17 protein-coding genes and 1 pseudogene are annotated in these 21,432 nt (G+C 49.6%); 11 read left to right on the top strand and 7 right to left on the bottom strand.

Annotated features, from left to right (window positions below):
* Positions 1-686 precede the first annotated feature (686 nt).
* Complete coding sequence (locus CYR52_RS10290) at positions 687-1,586, top strand: integrase domain-containing protein (protein WP_006786007.1); 900 nt, start codon at positions 687-689, stop codon at positions 1,584-1,586.
* Positions 1,587-1,654: 68 nt separating this feature from the next.
* Here CYR52_RS10290 and CYR52_RS10285 read toward each other — a convergent pair whose 3' ends face one another.
* Positions 1,655-2,272 carry a recombinase family protein gene (locus CYR52_RS10285; protein ID WP_020899211.1) on the bottom strand — a complete coding sequence of 206 codons (618 nt, stop codon included), beginning with the start codon at positions 2,270-2,272 and terminating at the stop codon, positions 1,655-1,657.
* Positions 2,273-2,676: 404 nt separating this feature from the next.
* On the opposite strand from CYR52_RS10285, the gene CYR52_RS10280 reads away from it, so the two are divergent.
* Positions 2,677-3,824, top strand: a protein-coding gene (locus CYR52_RS10280; protein ID WP_087464944.1) for an IS3 family transposase whose coding sequence is annotated in 2 segments (ribosomal slippage) — positions 2,677-2,926 and positions 2,926-3,824 — 1,149 coding nt in all. Because the reading frame shifts where the segments join, the coding sequence is not laid out codon by codon here.
* Positions 3,825-3,836: 12 nt separating this feature from the next.
* Positions 3,837-4,520: pseudogene (locus tag CYR52_RS10275) on the top strand (TOPRIM nucleotidyl transferase/hydrolase domain-containing protein); the annotation flags it as partial.
* Between the two features lie 166 nt (positions 4,521-4,686).
* On the opposite strand, the gene copM reads toward CYR52_RS10275, so the two are convergent.
* The 4 genes from copM to silR form a co-directional block, all read right to left on the bottom strand.
* On the bottom strand, positions 4,687-5,037 hold the full coding sequence (gene copM / locus CYR52_RS10270; RefSeq protein ID WP_006785879.1) for a CopM family metallochaperone: 351 nt from the start codon (positions 5,035-5,037) through the stop codon (positions 4,687-4,689).
* A 148-nt stretch (positions 5,038-5,185) separates the two neighbouring features.
* Positions 5,186-5,617 carry a silver-binding protein SilE gene (silE, locus tag CYR52_RS10265; protein WP_006785880.1) on the bottom strand — a complete coding sequence of 144 codons (432 nt, stop codon included), beginning with the start codon at positions 5,615-5,617 and terminating at the stop codon, positions 5,186-5,188.
* Positions 5,618-5,866: 249 nt separating this feature from the next.
* On the bottom strand, positions 5,867-7,342 hold the full coding sequence (gene silS, locus CYR52_RS10260; protein WP_000555738.1) for a copper/silver sensor histidine kinase SilS: 1,476 nt from the start codon (positions 7,340-7,342) through the stop codon (positions 5,867-5,869).
* Positions 7,335-8,015, bottom strand: a complete 681-nt coding sequence (gene silR / locus CYR52_RS10255) for a copper/silver response regulator transcription factor SilR (protein ID WP_000697968.1) — start codon at positions 8,013-8,015, stop codon at positions 7,335-7,337. Before silR ends, silS begins: the two co-directional genes overlap by 8 nt.
* Positions 8,016-8,204: 189 nt before the next feature.
* Here silR and silC point away from each other — a divergent pair, with 189 nt between their 5' ends.
* From silC to CYR52_RS10220, 7 genes are all read left to right on the top strand, one after another.
* Entirely contained in the window at positions 8,205-9,590 is a 1,386-nt protein-coding gene (gene silC / locus CYR52_RS10250) for a Cu(+)/Ag(+) efflux RND transporter outer membrane channel SilC (RefSeq protein ID WP_000475503.1), read from the top strand.
* A gap of 28 nt (positions 9,591-9,618) precedes the next feature.
* Positions 9,619-9,972, top strand: coding sequence for a cation efflux system protein CusF (cusF, locus tag CYR52_RS10245; protein ID WP_001246153.1), 354 nt, complete (start codon positions 9,619-9,621; stop codon positions 9,970-9,972).
* A 113-nt stretch (positions 9,973-10,085) separates the two neighbouring features.
* Positions 10,086-11,378: a Cu(+)/Ag(+) efflux RND transporter periplasmic adaptor subunit SilB gene (gene silB / locus CYR52_RS10240; protein ID WP_001485328.1), complete on the top strand. Its 1,293-nt coding sequence runs from the start codon at positions 10,086-10,088 to the stop codon at positions 11,376-11,378.
* 10 nt (positions 11,379-11,388) lie between these two features.
* The gene (gene silA / locus CYR52_RS10235) at positions 11,389-14,535 is read left to right on the top strand and encodes a Cu(+)/Ag(+) efflux RND transporter permease subunit SilA (RefSeq protein WP_000574021.1); all 3,147 of its coding nucleotides are present in this window, start codon (positions 11,389-11,391) and stop codon (positions 14,533-14,535) included.
* Positions 14,536-14,621: 86 nt separating this feature from the next.
* Entirely contained in the window at positions 14,622-15,062 is a 441-nt protein-coding gene (locus CYR52_RS10230) for a DUF411 domain-containing protein (protein ID WP_002436620.1), read from the top strand.
* Positions 15,063-15,159: 97 nt separating this feature from the next.
* Positions 15,160-17,631, top strand: a complete 2,472-nt coding sequence (gene silP, locus CYR52_RS10225) for an Ag(+)-translocating P-type ATPase SilP (RefSeq protein ID WP_129244003.1) — start codon at positions 15,160-15,162, stop codon at positions 17,629-17,631.
* Between the two features lie 40 nt (positions 17,632-17,671).
* A complete protein-coding gene (locus CYR52_RS10220; protein WP_000843497.1) occupies positions 17,672-17,869 on the top strand; it encodes a DUF2933 domain-containing protein in 198 nt (65 codons plus the stop codon).
* 33 nt (positions 17,870-17,902) lie between these two features.
* Here the strand turns inward: CYR52_RS10220 and CYR52_RS10215 are convergent, their stop codons facing one another.
* Together CYR52_RS10215 and CYR52_RS10210 are read right to left on the bottom strand one after the other, a co-directional pair.
* A complete protein-coding gene (locus tag CYR52_RS10215) occupies positions 17,903-18,640 on the bottom strand; it encodes a peptidoglycan DD-metalloendopeptidase family protein (protein ID WP_004118669.1) in 738 nt (245 codons plus the stop codon).
* 288 nt (positions 18,641-18,928) lie between these two features.
* On the bottom strand, positions 18,929-19,378 hold the full coding sequence (locus CYR52_RS10210; RefSeq protein ID WP_001023257.1) for a copper resistance protein: 450 nt from the start codon (positions 19,376-19,378) through the stop codon (positions 18,929-18,931).
* A gap of 233 nt (positions 19,379-19,611) precedes the next feature.
* Between CYR52_RS10210 and pcoA the strand changes: the two genes are divergently transcribed.
* Positions 19,612-21,429 (top strand): multicopper oxidase PcoA, encoded by a 1,818-nt coding sequence (pcoA, locus tag CYR52_RS10205; RefSeq protein WP_000925242.1) that lies wholly within the window; start codon positions 19,612-19,614, stop codon positions 21,427-21,429.
* Positions 21,430-21,432 lie beyond the last annotated feature (3 nt).

Below are 21,432 nucleotides of genomic sequence, written 5' to 3'. Positions count from 1 at the left end.
TAAGGTCACCGACCAAAAACTGGCCGGCTAACGCCTCAATGATTCACATCTTCCTGATGTTGAATTGTCATTAAAGGAGCTGAATCAGGCTCTGATCTTTCACTACGTTATGATTCTTGCCAGGGATACGCCCTGAGTTTCGTACGACTTTTGCATCGACGGATAAGGCCATTTGGCACATTTGGCCGCTTACGGAGTTGCATTAGGAGCACGAAGCTGCGCGGCGTCACTTGTGAAGTGGCGAAGACACTACCAAGTGACGCGCGCAGCGCATAACGTCTCAACCCACGTACGACGTGGTTTTCAACGTTTTACTACCATCTGACCAACATGTAGTCCGTGTTAGTACGGTATTAAACTCACTTTTACATCAACGTAAGCACGACGGAAGGCCGTCTGAACGTTCAATTATCAGTAAGGAGGAAATCGACTCGGTATCGATGGCGACACTACGAACAGTAGTGTTGGAGGCAGCTTGACGTAAGTCAGCTCTGCATAAGCAGCAAACAGATCAGAGATCTGGGGTGCCTCGCAAGAACTCAACAATTCGCCGCCCCGATGCACAGATACCAGTTGAGACGCAGGAAGCGCAAAAGCAACCGTGTCGTCGGGGATGAATTACTGGGGTACAGATCCGTCCGCTTATTTACAAGCCGAGGGACGTGTATCCCTGTGGAGATATAGGAATGTCCAGATTCAGTAAACAGCTGTGCAAACAACTTGTCACACTTGCTCGTCAGGGAAGGGGAAGTTATAAAACTGTGGCTGACCGCTCAAGAATTGCAGAACGTTTTTCTGAACGTCTGTCTGAACTGAATATTCAGATTAGGGACGTAAAACATATCAAAACTTCCCATATTGAAAAATATATTGAGAGCAGGAAGGCAGACAGTTTGTCTCTCAGGACGTTACAGAATGAGATGTCTGCTATCCGCTCTGTTTTATTATCAGCAGGAAGAAATAAACTGGCCGATCCCAATCATACCAGCCTGAGTAATCAGGCCCTGGGAATTTCTGGTGCTAACCGGGATGGCACTAAACTTCCTATTACAGATGAAAAACTTAATGCGGTTGTGAATTTTGCGCTTAAAAAAGATGAAGGTGTTGCGCTCGCGGTACAACTTTCAAGATACCTTGGATTGAGAACAGAAGAAACCGTGCAGTCCGCAAAGTCGTTAAAAACATGGAAGCAGTCATTGATTAACAATAATGAGCGTGTCCGTGTTGTTTTCGGGACTAAAGGCGGGCGGCCGAGAGAAACAACAGTTTTCAATCGTGAAAAAGTTTTATCAATTCTTGATAAGGCAATTCATTATGTCAGTGAACATAACGGAAAACTGATTGATAAACCTTCTCTGCATACTGCAATAGATCGTTACCGAAATATTGTACGAGAGGCAGGGATGAATGGTAAAAATGCCCCGCATAGTTTGCGTTACGCTTATTCACGTGATGCTGTAAATCATCATATTAAAAATGGAATGAGCCGCGACGAAGCTGAAGCATTAGTATCGATGGATTTGGGGCATGGAGATGGCCGTGGTCGTTATATTAAACAAGTTTATTTTCGCGGTGAAACAGAATAAGTTGTTTCTTTACTGAATTTTCAGGACGTAGCGCCACAGCTCATTCAGGGCTGTGGCTTTTCTAAATTTCAATCCGTATCTTTACATGCTCGAATAACTGTCATGCGTGAAACGCCGGCGAGCCTTGCCGTTTCATTTATTGATTTTCCGTTTTTCTTGCGAAGCGTTCTAATTAACTCATGTTTTTCCTTATCTGCTAGCCTCCCCCTGTATTTCCCTTTTTCCTTGGCGGCTGTAATTCCTTCCATCTGCCTTCTGCGACGATCTTCATAATCTTTACGGGCGATAGCAGCTAACATGTCCAGCATCATATTATTCACTGCCCGGAGCATACTATGAGTAAAGTCATAAGCTGATGGTGTGGACAGGGCAATGTGACTTGTAGGCAAATCAAGGCTTATTATTGAAAGCGATTTCTCATTAATCATCTTTTTTAAAGATTCCCAGCCATTATCATCCAGGCGTGAAAGCCGATCTACTTGTTCTATAAGTATCGCATCCCCTGGCTCTGTATCCTGAAGCAGTCTCATCAGTTCCGGTCGGTGCAATGCTGCGCCTGAAGCATTTTCAACATACCAGCCAGCAATGCGATGATTGTGTTGTTGAGCAAAGTCCTTGAGCCTCGATTTTGCACGCAGTGCATCCTGTTCCTGAGTTGAAGCACGAAGATATCCAAATATAAACAAAGTTCCTCCGGCAGTAACATTAAAATAGTCACATTCCAATCGGTATCATTTAAGTGGTAACTTATTTATATTCTACCAATAAACTGGATAGTATTTAATAGGTATACCCATTTGATACCCAGGTTGACATAATCACTATTTGCTCTGAAAATAGACAGGCTTACTTGTTGCTACATGCAACCAGCTAATGCTCCGGCAGTCTGAGAGGAGCGCCTTCGGGTGACTAGCAGCTAACGTTTCACCGGTCTGAGAGAAACACCTTCGGGTGACCGGAAAATCCTCGCAGCCTGAGAGAGGATACCTTCGGGTGGTAAATCCGTTTAACCTCTGGAAACGGATATTGAATCGCCATGGGTTTAACAGACACCTCAGAGTCATTTAAGATGGCTTAAAGAGAGGTGCCCATGAGCGGTAAGCGTTATCCCGAAGAGTTTAAAACTGAAGCAGTCAAACAGGTTGTTGATCGCGGTTATTCTGTTGCCAGCGTTGCAACACGTCTCGATATCACCACCCACAGCCTTTATGCCTGGATAAAGAAGTACGGTCCGGATTCTTCCACTAATAAAGAACAGTCAGATGCTCAGGCCGAGATCCGCCGTCTCCAGAAAGAGCTGAAACGGGTTACCGACGAACGGGACATATTAAAAAAAGCTGCGGCGTACTTCGCAAAGCTGTCCGACTGAGGTACGCCTTTATCCGTGACAACTCCTGTTGCTGGCCTGTTCGCCTGCTCTGTCGGGTGCTGGATGTTCATCCCAGTGGTTTTTACGCCTGGCTTCAGCAGCCGCATTCACAACGCCATCAGGCAGACCTGAGACTGACAGGACAGATTAAACAGTTCTGGCTGGAATTGGGATGCGTCTATGGTTATCGCAAAATCCATCTGGATCTGCGTGACAGCGGGCAACAGTGCGGAGTAAACAGAGTCTGGAGACTGATGAAACGTGTCGGAATAAAGGCTCAGGTCGGATACCGAAGCCCGCGGGCACGTAAAGGCGAGGCCAGTATCGTGTCACCCAACAGGCTCCAGCGACAGTTCAATCCGGATGCTCCTGATGAGCGTTGGGTAACGGACATAACCTACATCAGGACCCACGAAGGCTGGCTGTATCTTGCCGTTGTTGTTGATCTGTTCTCACGCAAAATTATCGGCTGGTCCATGCAATCCCGGATGACAAAGGACATTGTCCTGAACGCACTGCTGATGGCTGTATGGCGGCGTAATCCCGAAAAACAGGTGCTGGTTCATTCGGATCAGGGCAGTCAGTACACAAGCCATGAGTGGCAGTCGTTCCTGAAATCACACGGCCTGGAGGGTAGCATGAGCCGTCGCGGTAACTGCCATGATAATGCGGTTGCAGAAAGTTTTTTCCAGTTGTTGAAACGTGAACGGATAAAGAAAAAGATCTACGGAACGCGAGAAGAAGCCCGCAGTGATATTTTTGATTACATCGAAATGTTTTATAACAGTAAGCGTCGGCATGGTTCTAGCGAACAGATGTCACCGACAGAATATGAAAAACAGTATTATCAACGGCTCGGAAGTGTCTAGATTATCCGTGGCGATTCAGTACGTTATGTCACCAGAAATGAGACAGGTGAACCCGTTGTAAAAATGCCGGATGACGATGTGCTGAAGGAAGCAACTGAAAGCCTGGGGGTGTTGCCAGAGACTGGTATGGAAAGGGCTAAAGGCATTGTTCTGGTAGAAGGAAAGTCGGATGTCACTTTCCTGAGGCATGCGGCCAGTTCATTTAAACAATCAGGTGTGCTGCCAGCCTCTCTTGAGGACGTGAAAATTGTGCCAGTCCTCATAGGAGGATGCGGGAGCGTCAAACACTGGGTTACCTTAAATCTGGCCAACGATCTGGGGCTTCCCTGGTGCGTATTTCTGGACTCCGATATTGGGGGAGACCCTGCACAGGTTCTGTCCATTCAGAAACGTAAAAAAGAAGTGGAGGAAGCCGGTAAGGTATTCTTCGCCACGCGCAAACGTGAAATAGAGAACTATCTCTGCCCGGATCTGATCGAAGAAATTACCGGTGTAGCAGTCACGTTTACGGACACCTGTGACGCTAAAAAAATAATCGGCCGGGCTGTGGGAATGAAACCCGATAATGTGCTTGATAAATTCTGGCCCCAGATGACAGCGGAAAGAATAATCTCAAGATCAACCTATCATGACGGAACGCAGGAAAGAATTGAACTGATTGAGATCCTGAGCGACATTATTTCCATGACGAGATAATGTGTTAAAATAATCGCAGCTGCATATATTCCGGTCCACAGCAAAGGACCGGAGTATAGAATATAAAAAAACCGAAATTAATCGGGTTTTAATTATTTAACGTTTAACAGGATCCCGTGCCCGGGAGTGATTTAAAATTACGCTTATCATGGCGTTTTTGCAATCTTTATTTTTGACTGCCAAGCCATTTATTCATCTGCTCGATTTCACCTTTCTGAGCTTTAATGATGTCCTGCGCAAGCTTTCTCATTTCGGGATCTTTTCCGTATTTAAGCTCGGTCTCAGCCATTGCTATTGCTCCTTCATGGTGTGCGATCATACCTTTTGCAAAGGCCTTATCGGGATCGGGCTCATTAACGGCGGCCATCATTTTTTCATGCATGTCTTTCATGCCAGCCATATATTCCTGTGACGATGCCGATGAGTGCATATCTGACATTTTCATTTCCGAATGTTCGGCAGAAATTGCTGGCAGGGATAACATTAATATAACAAAAAGGGTGTTTTTGATTTTCATTTAATAAATCCTTTTCAGGTAGGTACCGGTTAATTGTAGCTGAGTCATATAAAAAAGCCCCCTGATGGGGGCAAAAATGTCACAACATATCCGGTTAAGGAATAATCTATCAAGGAAAGGGTAAAAAGCACGGATACTACAGTCGCATTCAGCCTACATTGATCATGCGGCGGTGCGCTTCGGCCATGGCCTGATGTGGGCCGGACTGACCGTTATTCATGAATTCATGGGCAACCGCTGCTCTTTCATGCTCATCCATCGCCGCGTAAGACGTTGAAGGGACGGTCGTGGATACTGTGTTATTTCCCATCATCTTCTGATGACTTTCCACCATTTTCTGGTGCGCATCTGCCGATCCGTTCGTCATGGTTTCATGAGCAATAATGGCCTGTTCATGCTGGTCCATACCGGTCATACGGGGAGCAGTCCCCTGGATCCCGACAGGAGCCGCAGCAGACTGCATCTGGTGAGCAGGGGCCTGTGCATTGTTGACGCGCTCATGGATATTCACGGTTTCAGTGGCCCAGGCCGAAGAAATTAAACCAAAGCCCAGCAAAGATGCTAATACGATATTTTTCATGATAACTCTCCATTTCTCAATTAATGATGTCCGGGGAAGTACAACCGGTGTTTTCAGTTTCATAACTTAAACAGGTTCGGCAGTTCTTATTTCTCCGGGAGATGGCTGGATATTCATTCCTGGCGTACTCTGACGCCGGGTATTGATGAAGCAATCCAGCCTTCCTGATAAGTTGCACTAATTATATCGAATGGCTTCTGTTTGCTGCATGACAGGCTAATGACATCTTTGTCATTTAAATCTTTATTCTCAGTGTTGGGGATCCGGAATCATTTTCTCCAGTCTGGGTACGGATAAAATAAAACGTGTCGAGCGTATATCCGATTCCACATGCACTCTTCCGTGATGTGCTTCCACGATTGACTTCACAATCGCAAGACCGATGCCGCTGCCTTCTCCTTTTCGTTGTCTGGACGGATCCACCCGATAAAAACGGTCAAACAGCCTTGATAAATGCTCTTCAGGGATTGGTTTCCCCGGATTTTCAATCACAAGGTCAAAAAAGCTCCCCTGTTTTCTTATTGAGACGGTGATTGCCTGTCCCTCAGGGGTATAACGCAGGGCATTGGATAACAGATTATTGATCGCTCTTCTAAACATTTGTGGATCTCCCTCGACCAGACAGGGCATCCCGTTAAATTTGAGCGTGATATTGCGTTCTTCGGCCCAGGCTTCGAAAAACTCGAAGACTTTCATGACTTCCGCTCTGAGGTCAAACATGACCCTGTCAGGTATCAGCTGATTATTATCTGCCTGTGCCAGGAACAGCATATCGCTGACCATTTTGGTCATCCGGTTATACTCTTCAAGACTGGAATAGAGGACATCCTCAAGTTCCCTCTGTGTTCGATCCTGACTCAGTGCGATTTCAGTCTGCGTCACCAGATTGGTGATGGGCGTTCTGATCTCATGCGCGATATCGGCAGAGAAATTGGCCTGGCGGGTAAAGACATCCTCAATCTTTCCAATCATATGATTGAACGAGATAACCAGTTGCTCCAGCTCAATGGGAACGCGTGTCGGTTCCAGTCGCGCATCAAGATTCTCGGAGGTGATGTTTTTAATGGCATTGCTGACATTACGAAGGGGCAGGTGCCCCTGACGGACAGCGATTCGAATGATCAGAACAATCAACAGGCTTATCACGACGGCAATCGCAATCAGGTTCTTTTTCAGCGCATCGAGGTAATGGAGATGGAAATTAATGGATAGGCCAGTCAGCATGACATAGTTCTGCTGTTTGCCCTGAAATATCGCCTGACCAGAGGAGGCGATAATCCTGTATGTTTCCATCTTCATTTCGGACCCGGTATCCATCGGTCCCGCAGGATCCTCCACCGTCCAGAGAAAGACATCCCGTGCGCGGCTGTGCTCGCTAAAATCTGCTGAATTCACTGCCGGGCGTAGTGCCGCCCCCTGAGCTGAGCTAAAGAGCACTTCACCCCTGGGATTGAGGAGCAAAAGGGCAACGTTGCGGTAGCTGGCAATTGATTCCTTTATTTTGCTTATTTTTTTATCATCCGGATCCACCGGGGACTGCAGTATACGGTTCAGTGTGGTGCTGATTTGTTGAAGATCGCTGACATCCTGCTCGGCAAAATGATTTTCAACAGAATGCAGCATAAACCAGGTGAAGGCGATAAAAGCCAGTATCGTGGACAGGCTGATAAAAAAGGTCAGCCGCAGAGCGAGTGAGAAAGGGCGTCTGGAAGGTTTGCTATGCATCCGGGACCTCCAGCATGTAGCCCACGCCCCGGACTGTCTGGATCAGCTTTGTCTCGTAATCGTTGTCTATTTTAGCGCGGAGTCGCTTTACTGCGACATCGATCGCATTAGTGTCGCTGTCAAAATTCATGTCCCAGACCTGAGAGGCAATCAGGGAGCGGGGAAGAACCTCTCCCTGATGGCGAATGAAGAATTCCAGCAGGCTGAACTCTTTACTGGTGAGCACAATGCGGTTTCCGGCGCGACTGACTTTTCTGGATACGAGATCAATCGAGAGGTCAGCCACCTTAAACTGGCTTTCCGTGATCATCGTGTTTCCCCGCCTCAGAAGGGTTCTCACCCGGGCGAGCAGTTCGGCAAACGCAAAGGGTTTAACCAGATAATCGTCCGCACCCAGTTCCAGTCCTTTGACCCTATGTTCGATCGTGCCGAGGGCTGTCAGCAGTAAGACCGGCATACCCTTTCCGGCAGTGCGCAGCATGCGGATGATATCCCAGCCGTTCACATCAGGTAGCATGATATCCAGAATGACTAAATCATACTCGGCTGTCATGGCGAGATGATATCCGGTAAGACCATTATCAGCGTGATCCACTACGAACCCTGCCTCTGTAAGCCCTTTGCTGAGATATTCACCTGTTTTAATTTCGTCTTCGACGATCAATATTTTCATCTTGCTCCCCGGCTGGCTGCTAATGTCATTCTATTGCGCCCACGATCGTTATCAACGGATTACAGCAAAAATGACAACATTGTCATTATCCTGTCACTCGGCAAACAGAGAGCGTTAGGTAAAGTACCCCTATCAATACTCTGGACTTCATTTGAACCATTTACCAGGTCTGCCTGGACGAGAAGCGTTATGTTCAAATTAAAATTACTCAGCATTAGCACGATATTCATCCTGGCAGGCTGCGTGTCGCTTGCGCCTGAATATCAGCGGCCCGCAGCACCGGTACCCCAGCAGTTTTCACTGTCCCATAACAGCCTGACGCCAGCGGTAAATGGCTATCAGGATACGGGCTGGCGTAACTTTTTTGTCGATCCCCAGGTTACCCGGTTGATCGGTGAAGCTCTGACTAATAACCGTGATTTGAGAATGGCTGCCCTGAAGGTTGAAGAGGCCCGAGCCCAGTTCAACGTCACGGATGCAGATCGTTACCCCCAGCTGAATGCCTCATCCGGGATAACATACAGCGGTGGTCTGAAAGGTGACAAGCCGACCACACAGGAGTACGACGCGAGACTGGAGCTCAGCTATGAGCTCGATTTTTTCGGCAAACTTAAGAACATGAGTGATGCTGACCGCCAGAACTACTTTGCCAGCGAAGAAGCCCGTCGGGCCGTACACATCCTGCTGGTCTCCAACGTTTCACAGAGCTATTTCAGCCAGCAACTGGCGTACGAACAACTCCGTATTGCGCGGGAAACGCTGAAAAATTATGAACAGTCCTATGCTTTCGTTGAGCAACAGCTCGTGACCGGGAGTACGAACGTTCTGGCACTTGAACAGGCGAGAGGACAAATCGAAAGTACCCGCGCCGAAATAGCCAAACGAGAAGGCGATCTGGCTCAGGCAAACAATGCCCTGCAACTGGTGCTGGGAACGTACCGCGCACTTCCGTCAGAAAAAGGGATGAAAGGCGGGGAGATCGCACCAGTAAAATTGCCACCAAATCTATCTTCACAAATTTTGCTGCAGCGACCGGATATTATGGAAGCGGAATATCAGCTGAAAGCGGCTGATGCCAATATTGGCGCAGCGCGAGCGGCCTTTTTCCCCTCCATTACCCTGACCAGTGGTCTTTCCGCAAGCAGTACGGAGCTGTCAAGCCTGTTTACGTCAGGAAGTGGAATGTGGAATTTTATCCCTAAAATTGAAATTCCTATTTTTAATGCTGGCAGGAATAAAGCCAATCTGAAGCTGGCTGAAATTCGCCAGCAACAATCGGTGGTTAATTACGAACAAAAAATTCAGTCAGCCTTTAAGGATGTTTCCGACACGCTTGCGCTGCGCGACAGCCTTAGCCAGCAACTTGAGTCACAGCAGCGTTATCTTGATTCACTTCAGATAACTCTCCAGCGTGCCAGAGGATTATATGCAAGTGGTGCTGTCAGTTACATCGAAGTGCTGGATGCAGAACGTTCCCTCTTCGCTACGCAGCAAACCATTCTCGATCTTACCTATTCCCGACAGGTTAACGAAATTAATCTGTTTACCGCGCTGGGTGGCGGTTGGGTAGAGTAAATTTATTTAATTAATCAGGAAATTAAAAATGCGTAATTCACTTAAAGCCGTTTTATTTGGTGCCTTCTCTGTCATGTTTTCTGCCGGTCTTCATGCTGAAACACATCAGCATGGCGATATGAATGCTGCCAGTGATGCTTCGGTACAGCAGGTTATCAAGGGCACCGGTGTCGTTAAAGACATTGATATGAATAGTAAAAAGATTACCATTTCGCACGAAGCAATCCCTGCTGTGGGCTGGCCTGCAATGACCATGCGCTTCACTTTTGTTAATGCAGACGACGCTATCAATGCCCTGAAAACCGGCAACCATGTCGATTTCTCGTTTATTCAGCAGGGCAATATCTCCTTACTCAAAAGCATTAACGTTACGCAATCCTGATTATCAGTCCGGAGCGAATACATCCAGTGCGCCTGAACATTCATTAAGGGATTACTGTGAATGAATGATCGGGCGCATATGCCAGGTGTTTTGATTTTTCAGCGAGAAATTGTATGGCTTCTTTAAAGATAAAATATGCTGCAATAATTATCAGCAGCCTCATAGCAGGAGGGCTGATATCGGTTACTGCCTGGCAGTATGTAAACTCATCACAAAAAACAGTACAAACCGAACAAAAGGCACCGGAGCGAAAGGTACTTTTCTGGTATGACCCGATGAAACCGGATACCAAATTTGATAAACCCGGAAAATCTCCCTTTATGGATATGGACCTGGTGCCAAAATATGCTGATGAAAGCGGCGATAAAAGCAGTGGCGGGATCCGTATCGATCCAACGCAGGTTCAGAATCTGGGATTAAAAACGCAAAAAGTCACGCGAGGAATGCTGAATTATTCTCAGACAATCCCGGCTAATGTCAGTTACAACGAGTATCAGTTTGTCATTGTGCAGGCGCGCTCTGACGGTTTCGTCGAAAAAGTGTATCCCCTGACGATTGGCGATCATGTGAAGAAAGGCACTCCGCTTATCGATATCACCATTCCTGAATGGGTTGAGGCACAAAGTGAGTTCCTGCTGTTATCCGGTACAGGCGGTACGTCAACCCAGATAAAAGGGGTTCTGGAGCGACTTCGTCTAGCTGGTATGCCGGAAGAGGATATTCAAAGGCTGCGTTCAACCCGCACAATCCAGACCCGTTTTACCATTAAAGCACCTATTGATGGTGTCATTACTGCGTTTGACCTGCGCACCGGAATGAATATTTCGAAAGATAAAGTAGTGGCTCAGATTCAGGGGATGGACCCGGTCTGGATCAGCGCTGCAGTGCCAGAATCTATCGCATATCTGCTGAAAGATACGTCGCAGTTTGAAATTTCGGTACCGGCTTATCCGGATAAAACATTCCATGTCGAAAAATGGAACATTCTTCCCAGCGTGGATCAGACAACCCGTACGCTTCAGGTCCGTCTCCAGGTTTCTAATAAGGATGAGTTTCTCAAGCCGGGCATGAATGCCTATCTGAAACTGAATACCAAGAGCCAGGAGATGCTGCTGATACCAAGCCAGGCCGTTATCGATACCGGCAAAGAACAGCGCGTGATTACTGTTGATGATGAAGGCAAGTTTGTGCCGAAACAGATCCACGTTCTGCATGAATCACAGCAACAGTCCGGCATTGGCTCCGGCCTGAATGAAGGCGATACCGTGGTGGTCAGTGGCCTGTTCCTCATTGACTCCGAAGCCAATATTACGGGCGCGCTGGAACGTATGCGCCACCCTGAAAAAACAGAAAACAGTATGCCAGCAATGTCTGAGCAGCCTGTAAATATGCATTCAGGGCACTGAGGAGACGACGATGATTGAATGGATTATCCGGCGCTCTGTCGCCAACCGTTTCCTGGTCATGATGGGCGCACTGTTTCTCAGCATCTGGGGCACATGGACGATAATTAACACGCCGGTCGATGCGCTGCCTGACCTGTCAGATGTGCAGGTCATTATTAAAACCAGCTATCCCGGACAGGCCCCGCAGATTGTAGAAAACCAGGTCACCTATCCGCTTACCACCACCATGCTGTCCGTACCTGGCGCAAAAACCGTGCGTGGCTTTTCACAGTTCGGTGATTCGTATGTGTATGTCATTTTTGAAGACGGCACCGATCTGTACTGGGCCCGTTCGCGCGTGCTGGAATACCTGAATCAGGTTCAGGGCAAACTGCCTGCGGGTGTGAGCTCTGAAATCGGCCCGGACGCCACGGGAGTGGGCTGGATATTTGAATATGCCCTTGTCGATCGCAACGGAAAACACGACCTTTCAGAACTGCGCTCTCTGCAGGACTGGTTCCTGAAATTTGAGCTGAAAACCATCCCGAACGTGGCTGAGGTCGCTTCGGTTGGCGGCGTGGTGAAACAGTACCAGATTCAGGTCAATCCGGTAAAACTGTCCCAGTACGGTATCAGCCTGCCCGAAGTGAAACAGGCACTTGAATCGTCTAACCAGGAGGCCGGTGGCTCATCCGTTGAAATGGCCGAAGCGGAGTATATGGTCCGTGCCAGCGGTTATCTTCAGAGCATTGATGATTTTAATAACATCGTCCTGAAAACAGGTGAGAACGGCGTGCCGGTTTATCTGCGGGATGTTGCCCGCGTGCAGACCGGGCCCGAAATGAGGCGTGGTATTGCCGAGCTGAACGGCCAGGGAGAAGTCGCTGGCGGCGTGGTGATCCTGCGGTCGGGTAAAAATGCGCGCGACGTTATCACGGCAGTGAGGGATAAACTGGAGACGCTGAAGGCCAGCCTGCCGGAAGGCGTTGAAATCGTGACCACCTACGATCGCAGCCAGTTAATCGACCGGGCGATTGATAACCTCAGTTCCAAACTTCTGGAAGAGTTTATCGTGGTGGCCATCGTCTGTGCTCTGTTCCTGTGGCACGTACGTTCTGCCCTGGTGGCGATTATCTCTCTGCCGCTTGGCCTGTGTATCGCCTTTATCGTCATGCACTTCCAGGGACTGAACGCCAATATCATGTCGCTGGGAGGGATAGCGATTGCCGTCGGTGCGATGGTGGATGCCGCCATTGTGATGATTGAAAATGCGCACAAACGGCTTGAGGAGTGGGATCATCAGCATCCGGGTGAGCAGATTGACAACGCCACCCGCTGGAAGGTGATTACCGACGCCTCCGTGGAAGTGGGACCCGCGTTGTTCATTAGCCTGCTGATCATCACCCTGTCCTTTATTCCTATCTTTACCCTGGAAGGGCAGGAAGGTCGTCTGTTTGGCCCGCTGGCATTCACGAAAACGTACTCCATGGCGGGAGCGGCCGCACTGGCCATCATCGTCATTCCTATTCTGATGGGATTCTGGATCCGGGGGAAAATTCCTGCCGAGACAAGTAACCCCCTGAACCGGGTGCTGATCAAAGCGTATCATCCTTTGCTGCTGCGGGTCCTCCACTGGCCAAAAACAACCCTGCTGGTTGCGGCCTTGTCCATTTTCACGGTTATCTGGCCACTGAGTCAGGTGGGCGGTGAATTTCTGCCGAAGATTAACGAGGGCGATCTGCTGTATATGCCGTCGACCTTGCCTGGCGTCTCTCCGGCAGAAGCTGCAGCGCTCCTGCAGACAACAGACAAGTTAATCAAAAGCGTTCCTGAAGTGGCTTCTGTATTTGGCAAGACCGGTAAAGCAGAGACCGCAACGGATTCCGCGCCGCTCGAAATGGTGGAAACCACGATCCAGCTCAAACCTGAGGATCAGTGGCGTCCCGGCATGACAATTGACAAGATTATTGATGAACTCGACAGGACAGTCCGTTTACCGGGTCTGGCAAACCTCTGGGTGCCGCCTATCCGTAACCGTATTGATATGCTCTCAACCGGGATCAAAAGCCCGATAGGTATCAAAGTGTCCGGGACTGTTCTGTCCGATATCGACGCGACGGCGCAGAGTATCGAGGCGGTAGCCAAAACCGTGCCTGGCGTGGTGTCTGTCCTGGCTGAGCGACTTGAGGGCGGGCGCTACATCGATATCGATATCAACCGGGAGAAAGCCTCCCGCTACGGGATGACGGTAGGTGATGTCCAGCTGTTCGTCTCTTCAGCAATCGGAGGTGCTATGGTGGGTGAGACGGTTGAAGGGGTGGCCCGGTACCCTATTAACATTCGCTACCCGCAGGATTACCGGAACAGTCCGCAGGCGCTGAAACAGATGCCGATCCTGACCCCGATGAAGCAGCAGATCACGCTGGGCGATGTCGCGGATATTAACGTCGTTTCTGGACCAACCATGCTGAAAACCGAAAATGCCCGGCCAGCCAGCTGGATTTATGTTGATGCCCGCGGCAGGGACATGGTGTCGGTGGTTAACGACATTAAGACGGCCATCAGCGAGAAAGTGAAACTGAGACCGGGAACCAGTGTGGCATTCTCCGGACAGTTTGAACTGCTTGAGCATGCCAACAAGAAACTGAAGCTGATGGTGCCGATGACGGTGATGATCATTTTCATCCTGTTGTATCTGGCATTCCGCCGGGTTGACGAAGCCCTGCTGATCCTGATGAGCCTGCCGTTCGCCCTGGTTGGCGGAATATGGTTCCTGTACTGGCAGGGCTTCCATATGTCAGTGGCGACCGGAACCGGGTTTATCGCCCTGGCCGGGGTGGCAGCAGAGTTTGGCGTGGTCATGCTGATGTATCTGCGTCATGCCATTGAAGCGCACCCGGAATTGTCCCGTAAAGAGACGTTCACACCGGAAGGTCTTGATGAAGCCCTCTATCATGGTGCCGTACTGCGTGTCCGGCCGAAAGCCATGACCGTGGCGGTGATCATTGCGGGTCTGCTGCCAATACTCTGGGGAACCGGCGCAGGTTCAGAAGTCATGAGCCGTATTGCTGCGCCAATGATTGGTGGGATGATCACGGCTCCGCTGCTGTCCCTGTTCATTATTCCTGCCGCCTACAAATTAATCTGGCTGCGCAGACATAAAAAAAGCGTGTCATAACCCTGAAAGGGCGCCCCCAGTGGGCGTCCTTCTGCACTGATTCACCCTGACGTCAGGGTTTATATCGATAATATACAGAGGTGAGTATGAAAAAAGTGGTTCTAATGGCCCTGGCTCTCGGCCTGTCACTGCCTGCAATGGCGAGTGAAAAAGTCATTGATATGTACAAATCTGAAAACTGTGGCTGTTGTTCCCTGTGGGGCAAAGCGATGGAAAAAGACGGGTTCGAAGTGCGAACTCACGTCATGAATGATCAGGCGCTGTCAGCCCTGAAAGAAAAGCATGCTGTTCCTGCTGGACTACGAAGTTGTCATACCGCGGTTGTAGGTAATTTGATCATTGAAGGCCATGTGCCTGCGGCAACGATACATAAGGCCATGCAGTCTGGTTCGGGTATATACGGTCTCGCCACCCCCGGTATGCCAGCAGGAAGTCCGGGAATGGAGATGGGGGCCCGAAAAGAGGCTTACGATGTTATCGCATTCTCACCGGAGGGCAGTAAAAAAGTCTTCCAGCGAATCGAATAGTCAGCGGAACGGCTGATAACGGGACGCCGGCAGCAGGCACTCTTATGCCGGCGGCATTCGTGGTAATCGCATCCATGACATATCCTGAAGACAGAAAATGCTTCAGATATGCATAAGGAGAGTTACTGTGAAAAATGACAATGCAGTGGAACATAACAACCAGACTGCTTCTGAGCAGACATCATCCCCGGACGAGAGTCACGCATTGCATAAGGTGAGAGATCCCGTGTGCGGGATGGTCATCCTGCCTGACAAGGCGCACAGCAGCATTCGATACCAGGACCATCAGCTTTATTTCTGCTCCGCCAGCTGTGAGAGCAAATTTAAAGCCCATCCCGATCATTATTTTACCGAAGATGCCAGTGAACATCACCATCACCACGACCACCATGAAGTCAGCCCTGATAAGATAAAACAGTCTCACCGCCAGGCGGAGAAAGAGATTTCTGAAGGTGTGTGGACATGTCCGATGCATCCGGAGATACGCCGTAGTGGTCCCGGAAGCTGTCCTGTCTGTGGAATGGCACTGGAGCCGCTCGTAGCTACGGCATCCACGGGGACGAGTGATGAACTTCGCGACATGACAAGACGCTTCTGGCTGGGGTTGTTGCTGGCGTTTCCGGTTCTGATACTCGAAATGGGTTCTCATCTGTTTCCCGCTTTGAGGAATACAGTACCGCCACAGTACAACACATGGCTGCAGTTACTTCTGGCCTCTCCTGTCGTTTTGTGGTGTGGCTGGCCATTCTTCGCCCGGGCCGGAATGTCGTTACGTAACCGCTCCCTGAATATGTTTACCCTTGTTGCAATGGGGACCGGCGTAGCCTGGGTTTACAGCGTCATTGCAACCGTCTTCCCCTCCTGGTTTCCTGCATCGTTCAGAAACATGGATGGCCTGGTGGCCATTTATTTTGAAGCCGCAGCTGTTATTACGGTGCTTGTTCTGCTGGGACAGGTCCTTGAATTGCGGGCAAGGGAACAAACCTCAGGTGCCATTACTGCGCTTCTTAACCTTGCCCCCAAAACCGCCAGGCGGCTGGATCAAGACGGTCATGAAACGGATATTAATGCGGAAGATGTCCTGCCTGGCGATAAGCTCCGCATCAGACCTGGAGAGAGTATTCCGGTCGACGGTATCGTGGTCGAAGGCAAAACAACCGTTGATGAATCGATGGTGACCGGGGAATCTATGCCTGTTACCAAAACGGAGGGTGACCCTGTCATCGGGGGGACCATTAATCAGACAGGTAGTCTTATCATCCGTGCAGAGAAAGTCGGTGATGAAACGATGCTCTCACGAATTGTTCAGATGGTCGCTGATGCACAGCGTTCGCGGGCCCCCATCCAGAGAATGGCTGACAGCGTTTCAGGCTGGTTTGTTCCTCTGGTGATACTTATCGCGGTTGTTGCTTTCATGATCTGGTCTGTCTGGGGGCCCGAGCCCAGGATGGCGCACGGTCTCATTGCGGCTGTGTCGGTCCTGATTATTGCCTGTCCCTGCGCGCTGGGGCTGGCCACGCCGATGTCGATAATGGTGGGGGTGGGCAAAGGAGCCCAGGCCGGGGTGTTAATCAAGAATGCCGAAGCCCTTGAGCGTCTTGAAAAAGTGGACACGCTGGTTGTCGACAAAACAGGCACGCTCACGGAAGGTTCGCCGACGGTGACAGGGATTATCAGTCTCAATCCGGGTGGGGAAACATCTCTTTTGCGTGTAACGGCCGCAGTGGAAAAAGGCTCGCAGCATCCGCTGGGTATGGCAGTAGTTAAAGCAGCACAGGAAAAGGGGATCGCAATACCCGCAGTCACTCATTTCAATGCGCCGTCGGGTAAAGGTGTCTCAGGCGATGTCGAAGGTCAACGGGTTGTTATTGGTAATGAACTGGCTATGCAGGAAAACAGTATCGTTATTGATAATCAAAAGGCCGTTGCGGATACGTTGCGGATGGAAGGCGCTACCGTTATCTATGTGGCCACAGACGGGCACCTTGCAGGCCTGATAGCTATCTCGGATCCCGTGAAAGCAACCACGCCGGATGCGCTTAAAGCTTTGCGTCAGGCGGGGATCCGCATCGTTATGCTCACCGGGGATAACCAGCTTACCGCTGAAGCAGTCGCACGGAAACTGGGAATAGATGAGGTTGAAGCCGGGATTCTGCCGGATGGCAAAAAAGCAGTGATAACCCGACTGAAAGCGTCTGGCCATGTGGTTGCGATGGCCGGAGACGGTGTGAATGATGCCCCGGCGCTGGCAGCGGCTGACGTGGGTATAGCCATGGGAACGGGTACAGATGTGGCAATTGAAAGTGCCGGAGTCACCCTTCTCAAAGGCGACTTGATGATACTGAACAGGGCCCGTCATCTGTCAGAAATCACCATGAAAAATATCCGACAGAATCTGTTTTTTGCATTTATCTACAACGCACTTGGCGTGCCTGTGGCTGCAGGTCTGCTTTATCCTGTGTATGGAATACTGCTGTCGCCAGTTATTGCGGCGGCGGCCATGGCTCTTTCCTCCGTCAGCGTCATTGTGAATGCGTTGCGTCTGAAAAGTGTCAGGCTCGGGAAATAACACTGAGTGAAGGGGCTGTTACGAACAGAAGGAGTCCAGTATGAAAAGTACCACCTATGCGCTTATTGCTGTCGCCGCGATCGCGGCATTTGCCCTCCTGCGCGAACACTGGTCACATGTGGCAGGTTACTGGCCATATCTGTTATTGCTGGTCTGCCCGCTAATGCATCTTTTCCACGGCCACGGAGGGCATGGAGATCATCAACATCAAGGAAGTGAAAACGATAAAAAAAATTAATCCGGCAGACGGGGCCGCGTCGCGGCCCCGTTATCAGTCCAGGTATCGTTCGTAGTCTCTGGCATGCGCAAAGGCATGCTGTTCAAGTTTGTTATCAGCGGGTGCCGCTGCCCGGAACGCCAGTGAGTTAACAGGATTGTTATTGATGACCAGCTCGTAATGCAGATGAGGACCGGATGAACGTCCGCTGTTACCGGATAACGCAATAGCGTCTCCCCGGGTAACCCTGGCCCCTTTAGTAACGAGTATTTTATTGAGGTGGAGATAGCGAGTTTTAACACCGGCTTTTCCCGTTACTTCAACAAAATATCCCATGGTACTGTTGTATTCGGCCCGGGTGATTTTTCCGTCGATGACGCTGACTATTTTCGTGTTCATGGGCATGGAATAATCAATGCCATTATGGGGACTCACTTTTCCCGATACCGGGTTAAGTCTTGCAGGATTGAAAGGCGAACTGAGTCTTGCTGTGGCCGGTAACGGATAATCGAGACTGCCTTTCCCGGAAGTATCGGAAAGGTTATAGAACTTTTTATCTGATATACGATACGCCGTGTAATTAAATGAACCGGACGTAAATTTATAGGCCACGACACGTGATTTTCCCGCTTTCTTTTGCAGTACGAGTTTTAATGATTCATTTTTTTTCAAATGCCGCAGATTAAACCGGGAAGGCAAGGAGCGCTGAAGAGTAGCGATCTCGTTCGATTCCAGCCCCGAGCGGGTGGCTGAAAGGTAGGCATTTTCTTTTACGACATCGGTAGAATACATTTACTGGAATTCGCCGTTAGCATGAACACTGCGGCGTATGCTAGGGGTTTTCAGGAGGCGTGTCATCTGTCAGTTAATCGGGAGCACCGTTGATGGTCGTCATTTTTGTAACATATCTTGTTTCCCGTTTGCTCCTGAAGCTCTGGGAACTGTATGACCAGCCCGACGGTGATGATTAACGGGACTGAAACAGGTTACGGCAGAGCAATATGGGGCTCATGTCCTGCTACGTAACCCGTCAGTAAAGCCCTGCTGCGCACCTGACGCTAAGCACTAACCCGCCTGCAGTTACCTGGTCGAATACAGCCCGCGAAGCTTTCTTGCCTGCGTCTGATGTGCTTCCGCACCGGCATTATTGACCTGCTCATGCACGAGAGCGGCTTTTTCTCCGGCATTCAGTTCGTTAAAAGAAGAAGACGAGGTCTTTGAATTTGCATCACTGCCGGACAGCATTTTTTTATGTTCCTCAATCATTTTCTGATGCGCATAGGACGCGCTGTTGTTCATAAATGAATGAGCAACAATGGCCCTTTCATGTTCATTCATTTCAGAGAATGAGGGCGTGTTGTTTTTATTAACCCTGTCCGGTAAGTTTTCATGCGTCGAGGAATTCACATGACTGACGGCTGAGGCATTATTAACAAATCGATGTGCTTCATGGGCAATATCACTGGACTGAGCAAAAGCTGCCCCACAAAATAAAGCTGTAAACGCAGTGGTCGTGATTAATATATTCATGTGTAATTACCTTCTGAGGTACATAAAAGATGTCCTTATGATCATATATAAAAATAATCAACCTGTGGGGAAGATGACGTAAATGTAATACAGCTATGTACATTACACGATTGTAATGAATTTGTTTCTTAAGGTGTGCTAGATTCATTTCATTGTAGTGGATGAACCAGTAATTTAATTTAAATCGGTTCTCGAATTCTGTCAGTAACCATACTTTAAATAAGGGAATGCGCATGCTGTTGAAAACGTCTCGACGAACTTTCCTGAAGGGGTTAACCCTCTCTGGCGTAGCCGGAAGTCTTGGCGTATGGAGTTTCAATGCGCGTTCCAGTCTGAGCCTGCCAGTTGCCGCATCCCTGCAGGGTACTCAGTTTGACCTGACCATTGGTGAAACGGCCGTCAATATCACGGGCAGTGAGCGTCAGGCCAAAACAATCAATGGAGGCCTGCCGGGGCCCGTTCTTCGCTGGAAAGAAGGTGACACCATTACCCTGAAGGTCAAAAACCGTCTTAATGAACAGACGTCCATTCACTGGCACGGCATTATTCTTCCGGCCAATATGGATGGTGTTCCGGGGCTGAGTTTTATGGGCATAGAGCCTGATGATACCTACGTTTACACCTTTAAGGTTAAGCAGAACGGGACTTACTGGTACCACAGCCATTCCGGTCTGCAGGAACAGGAGGGGGTATACGGTGCCATTATCATCGATGCCAGGGAGCCAGAACCGTTTGCTTACGATCGTGAGCATGTGGTCATGTTGTCTGACTGGACCGATGAAAATCCTCACAGCCTGCTGAAAAAATTAAAAAAACAGTCGGATTACTACAATTTCAATAAACCAACCGTTGGCTCTTTTTTCCGCGACGTGAATACCAGGGGGCTGTCAGCCACCATTGCCGATCGGAAAATGTGGGCTGAAATGAAAATGAATCCGACTGACCTCGCGGATGTCAGTGGCTACACCTACACCTATCTCATGAACGGGCAGGCCCCGCTGAAAAACTGGACCGGACTGTTCCGTCCCGGTGAAAAGATACGCTTACGGTTTATCAACGGCTCGGCAATGACCTATTTCGATATCCGTATCCCCGGGCTGAAAATGACGGTCGTGGCTGCAGATGGCCAGTATGTAAACCCGGTTACCGTTGACGAATTCAGGATTGCCGTTGCCGAAACCTATGATGTCATTGTGGAGCCTCAGGGTGAGGCCTATACCATCTTCGCACAATCCATGGACAGGACCGGTTACGCTCGAGGGACACTGGCCACGAGAGAGGGGTTAAGTGCTGCCGTTCCCCCCCTCGATCCCCGTCCTCTGTTGACCATGGAAGACATGGGTATGGGGGGAATGGGACATGATATGGCAGGAATGGACCACAGCCAGATGGGAGGCATGGATAACAGCGGAGAGATGATGTCTATGGACGGTGCTGACCTTCCGGATAGCGGGACATCCTCCGCGCCCATGGATCACAGCAGCATGGCCGGTATGGATCATTCCCGGATGGCCGGAATGCCGGGTATGCAAAGTCATCCTGCGTCAGAAACGGATAACCCACTGGTTGATATGCAGGCGATGAGCGTCTCTCCGAAATTAAATGATCCGGGTATTGGTCTTCGAAATAACGGAAGAAAGGTTCTCACGTACGCGGATTTGAAAAGCCGCTTTGAGGATCCTGACGGACGTGAACCTGGCCGTACCATAGAACTGCATTTAACCGGCCACATGGAAAAGTTTGCCTGGTCATTTAACGGAATCAAGTTTTCAGATGCCGCACCGGTGCTGCTGAAATACGGTGAGCGGCTCAGGATCACGCTGATCAACGATACCATGATGACTCACCCCATTCACCTGCATGGTATGTGGAGCGATCTGGAAGATGAAAACGGTAATTTCATGGTTCGTAAACACACAATAGATGTTCCCCCTGGTACAAAACGCAGTTACAGAGTGACAGCAGATGCGCTTGGCCGCTGGGCGTATCACTGCCATTTGCTCTATCACATGGAAATGGGAATGTTTCGTGAAGTCCGGGTGGAGGAATGATGC

This window comes from Chimaeribacter arupi, from assembly GCF_002858805.1.
Classification (GTDB): Bacteria; Pseudomonadota; Gammaproteobacteria; order Enterobacterales; family Enterobacteriaceae; genus Chimaeribacter; species Chimaeribacter arupi.
This window is presented reverse-complemented; position numbering and strand designations above follow the sequence as displayed.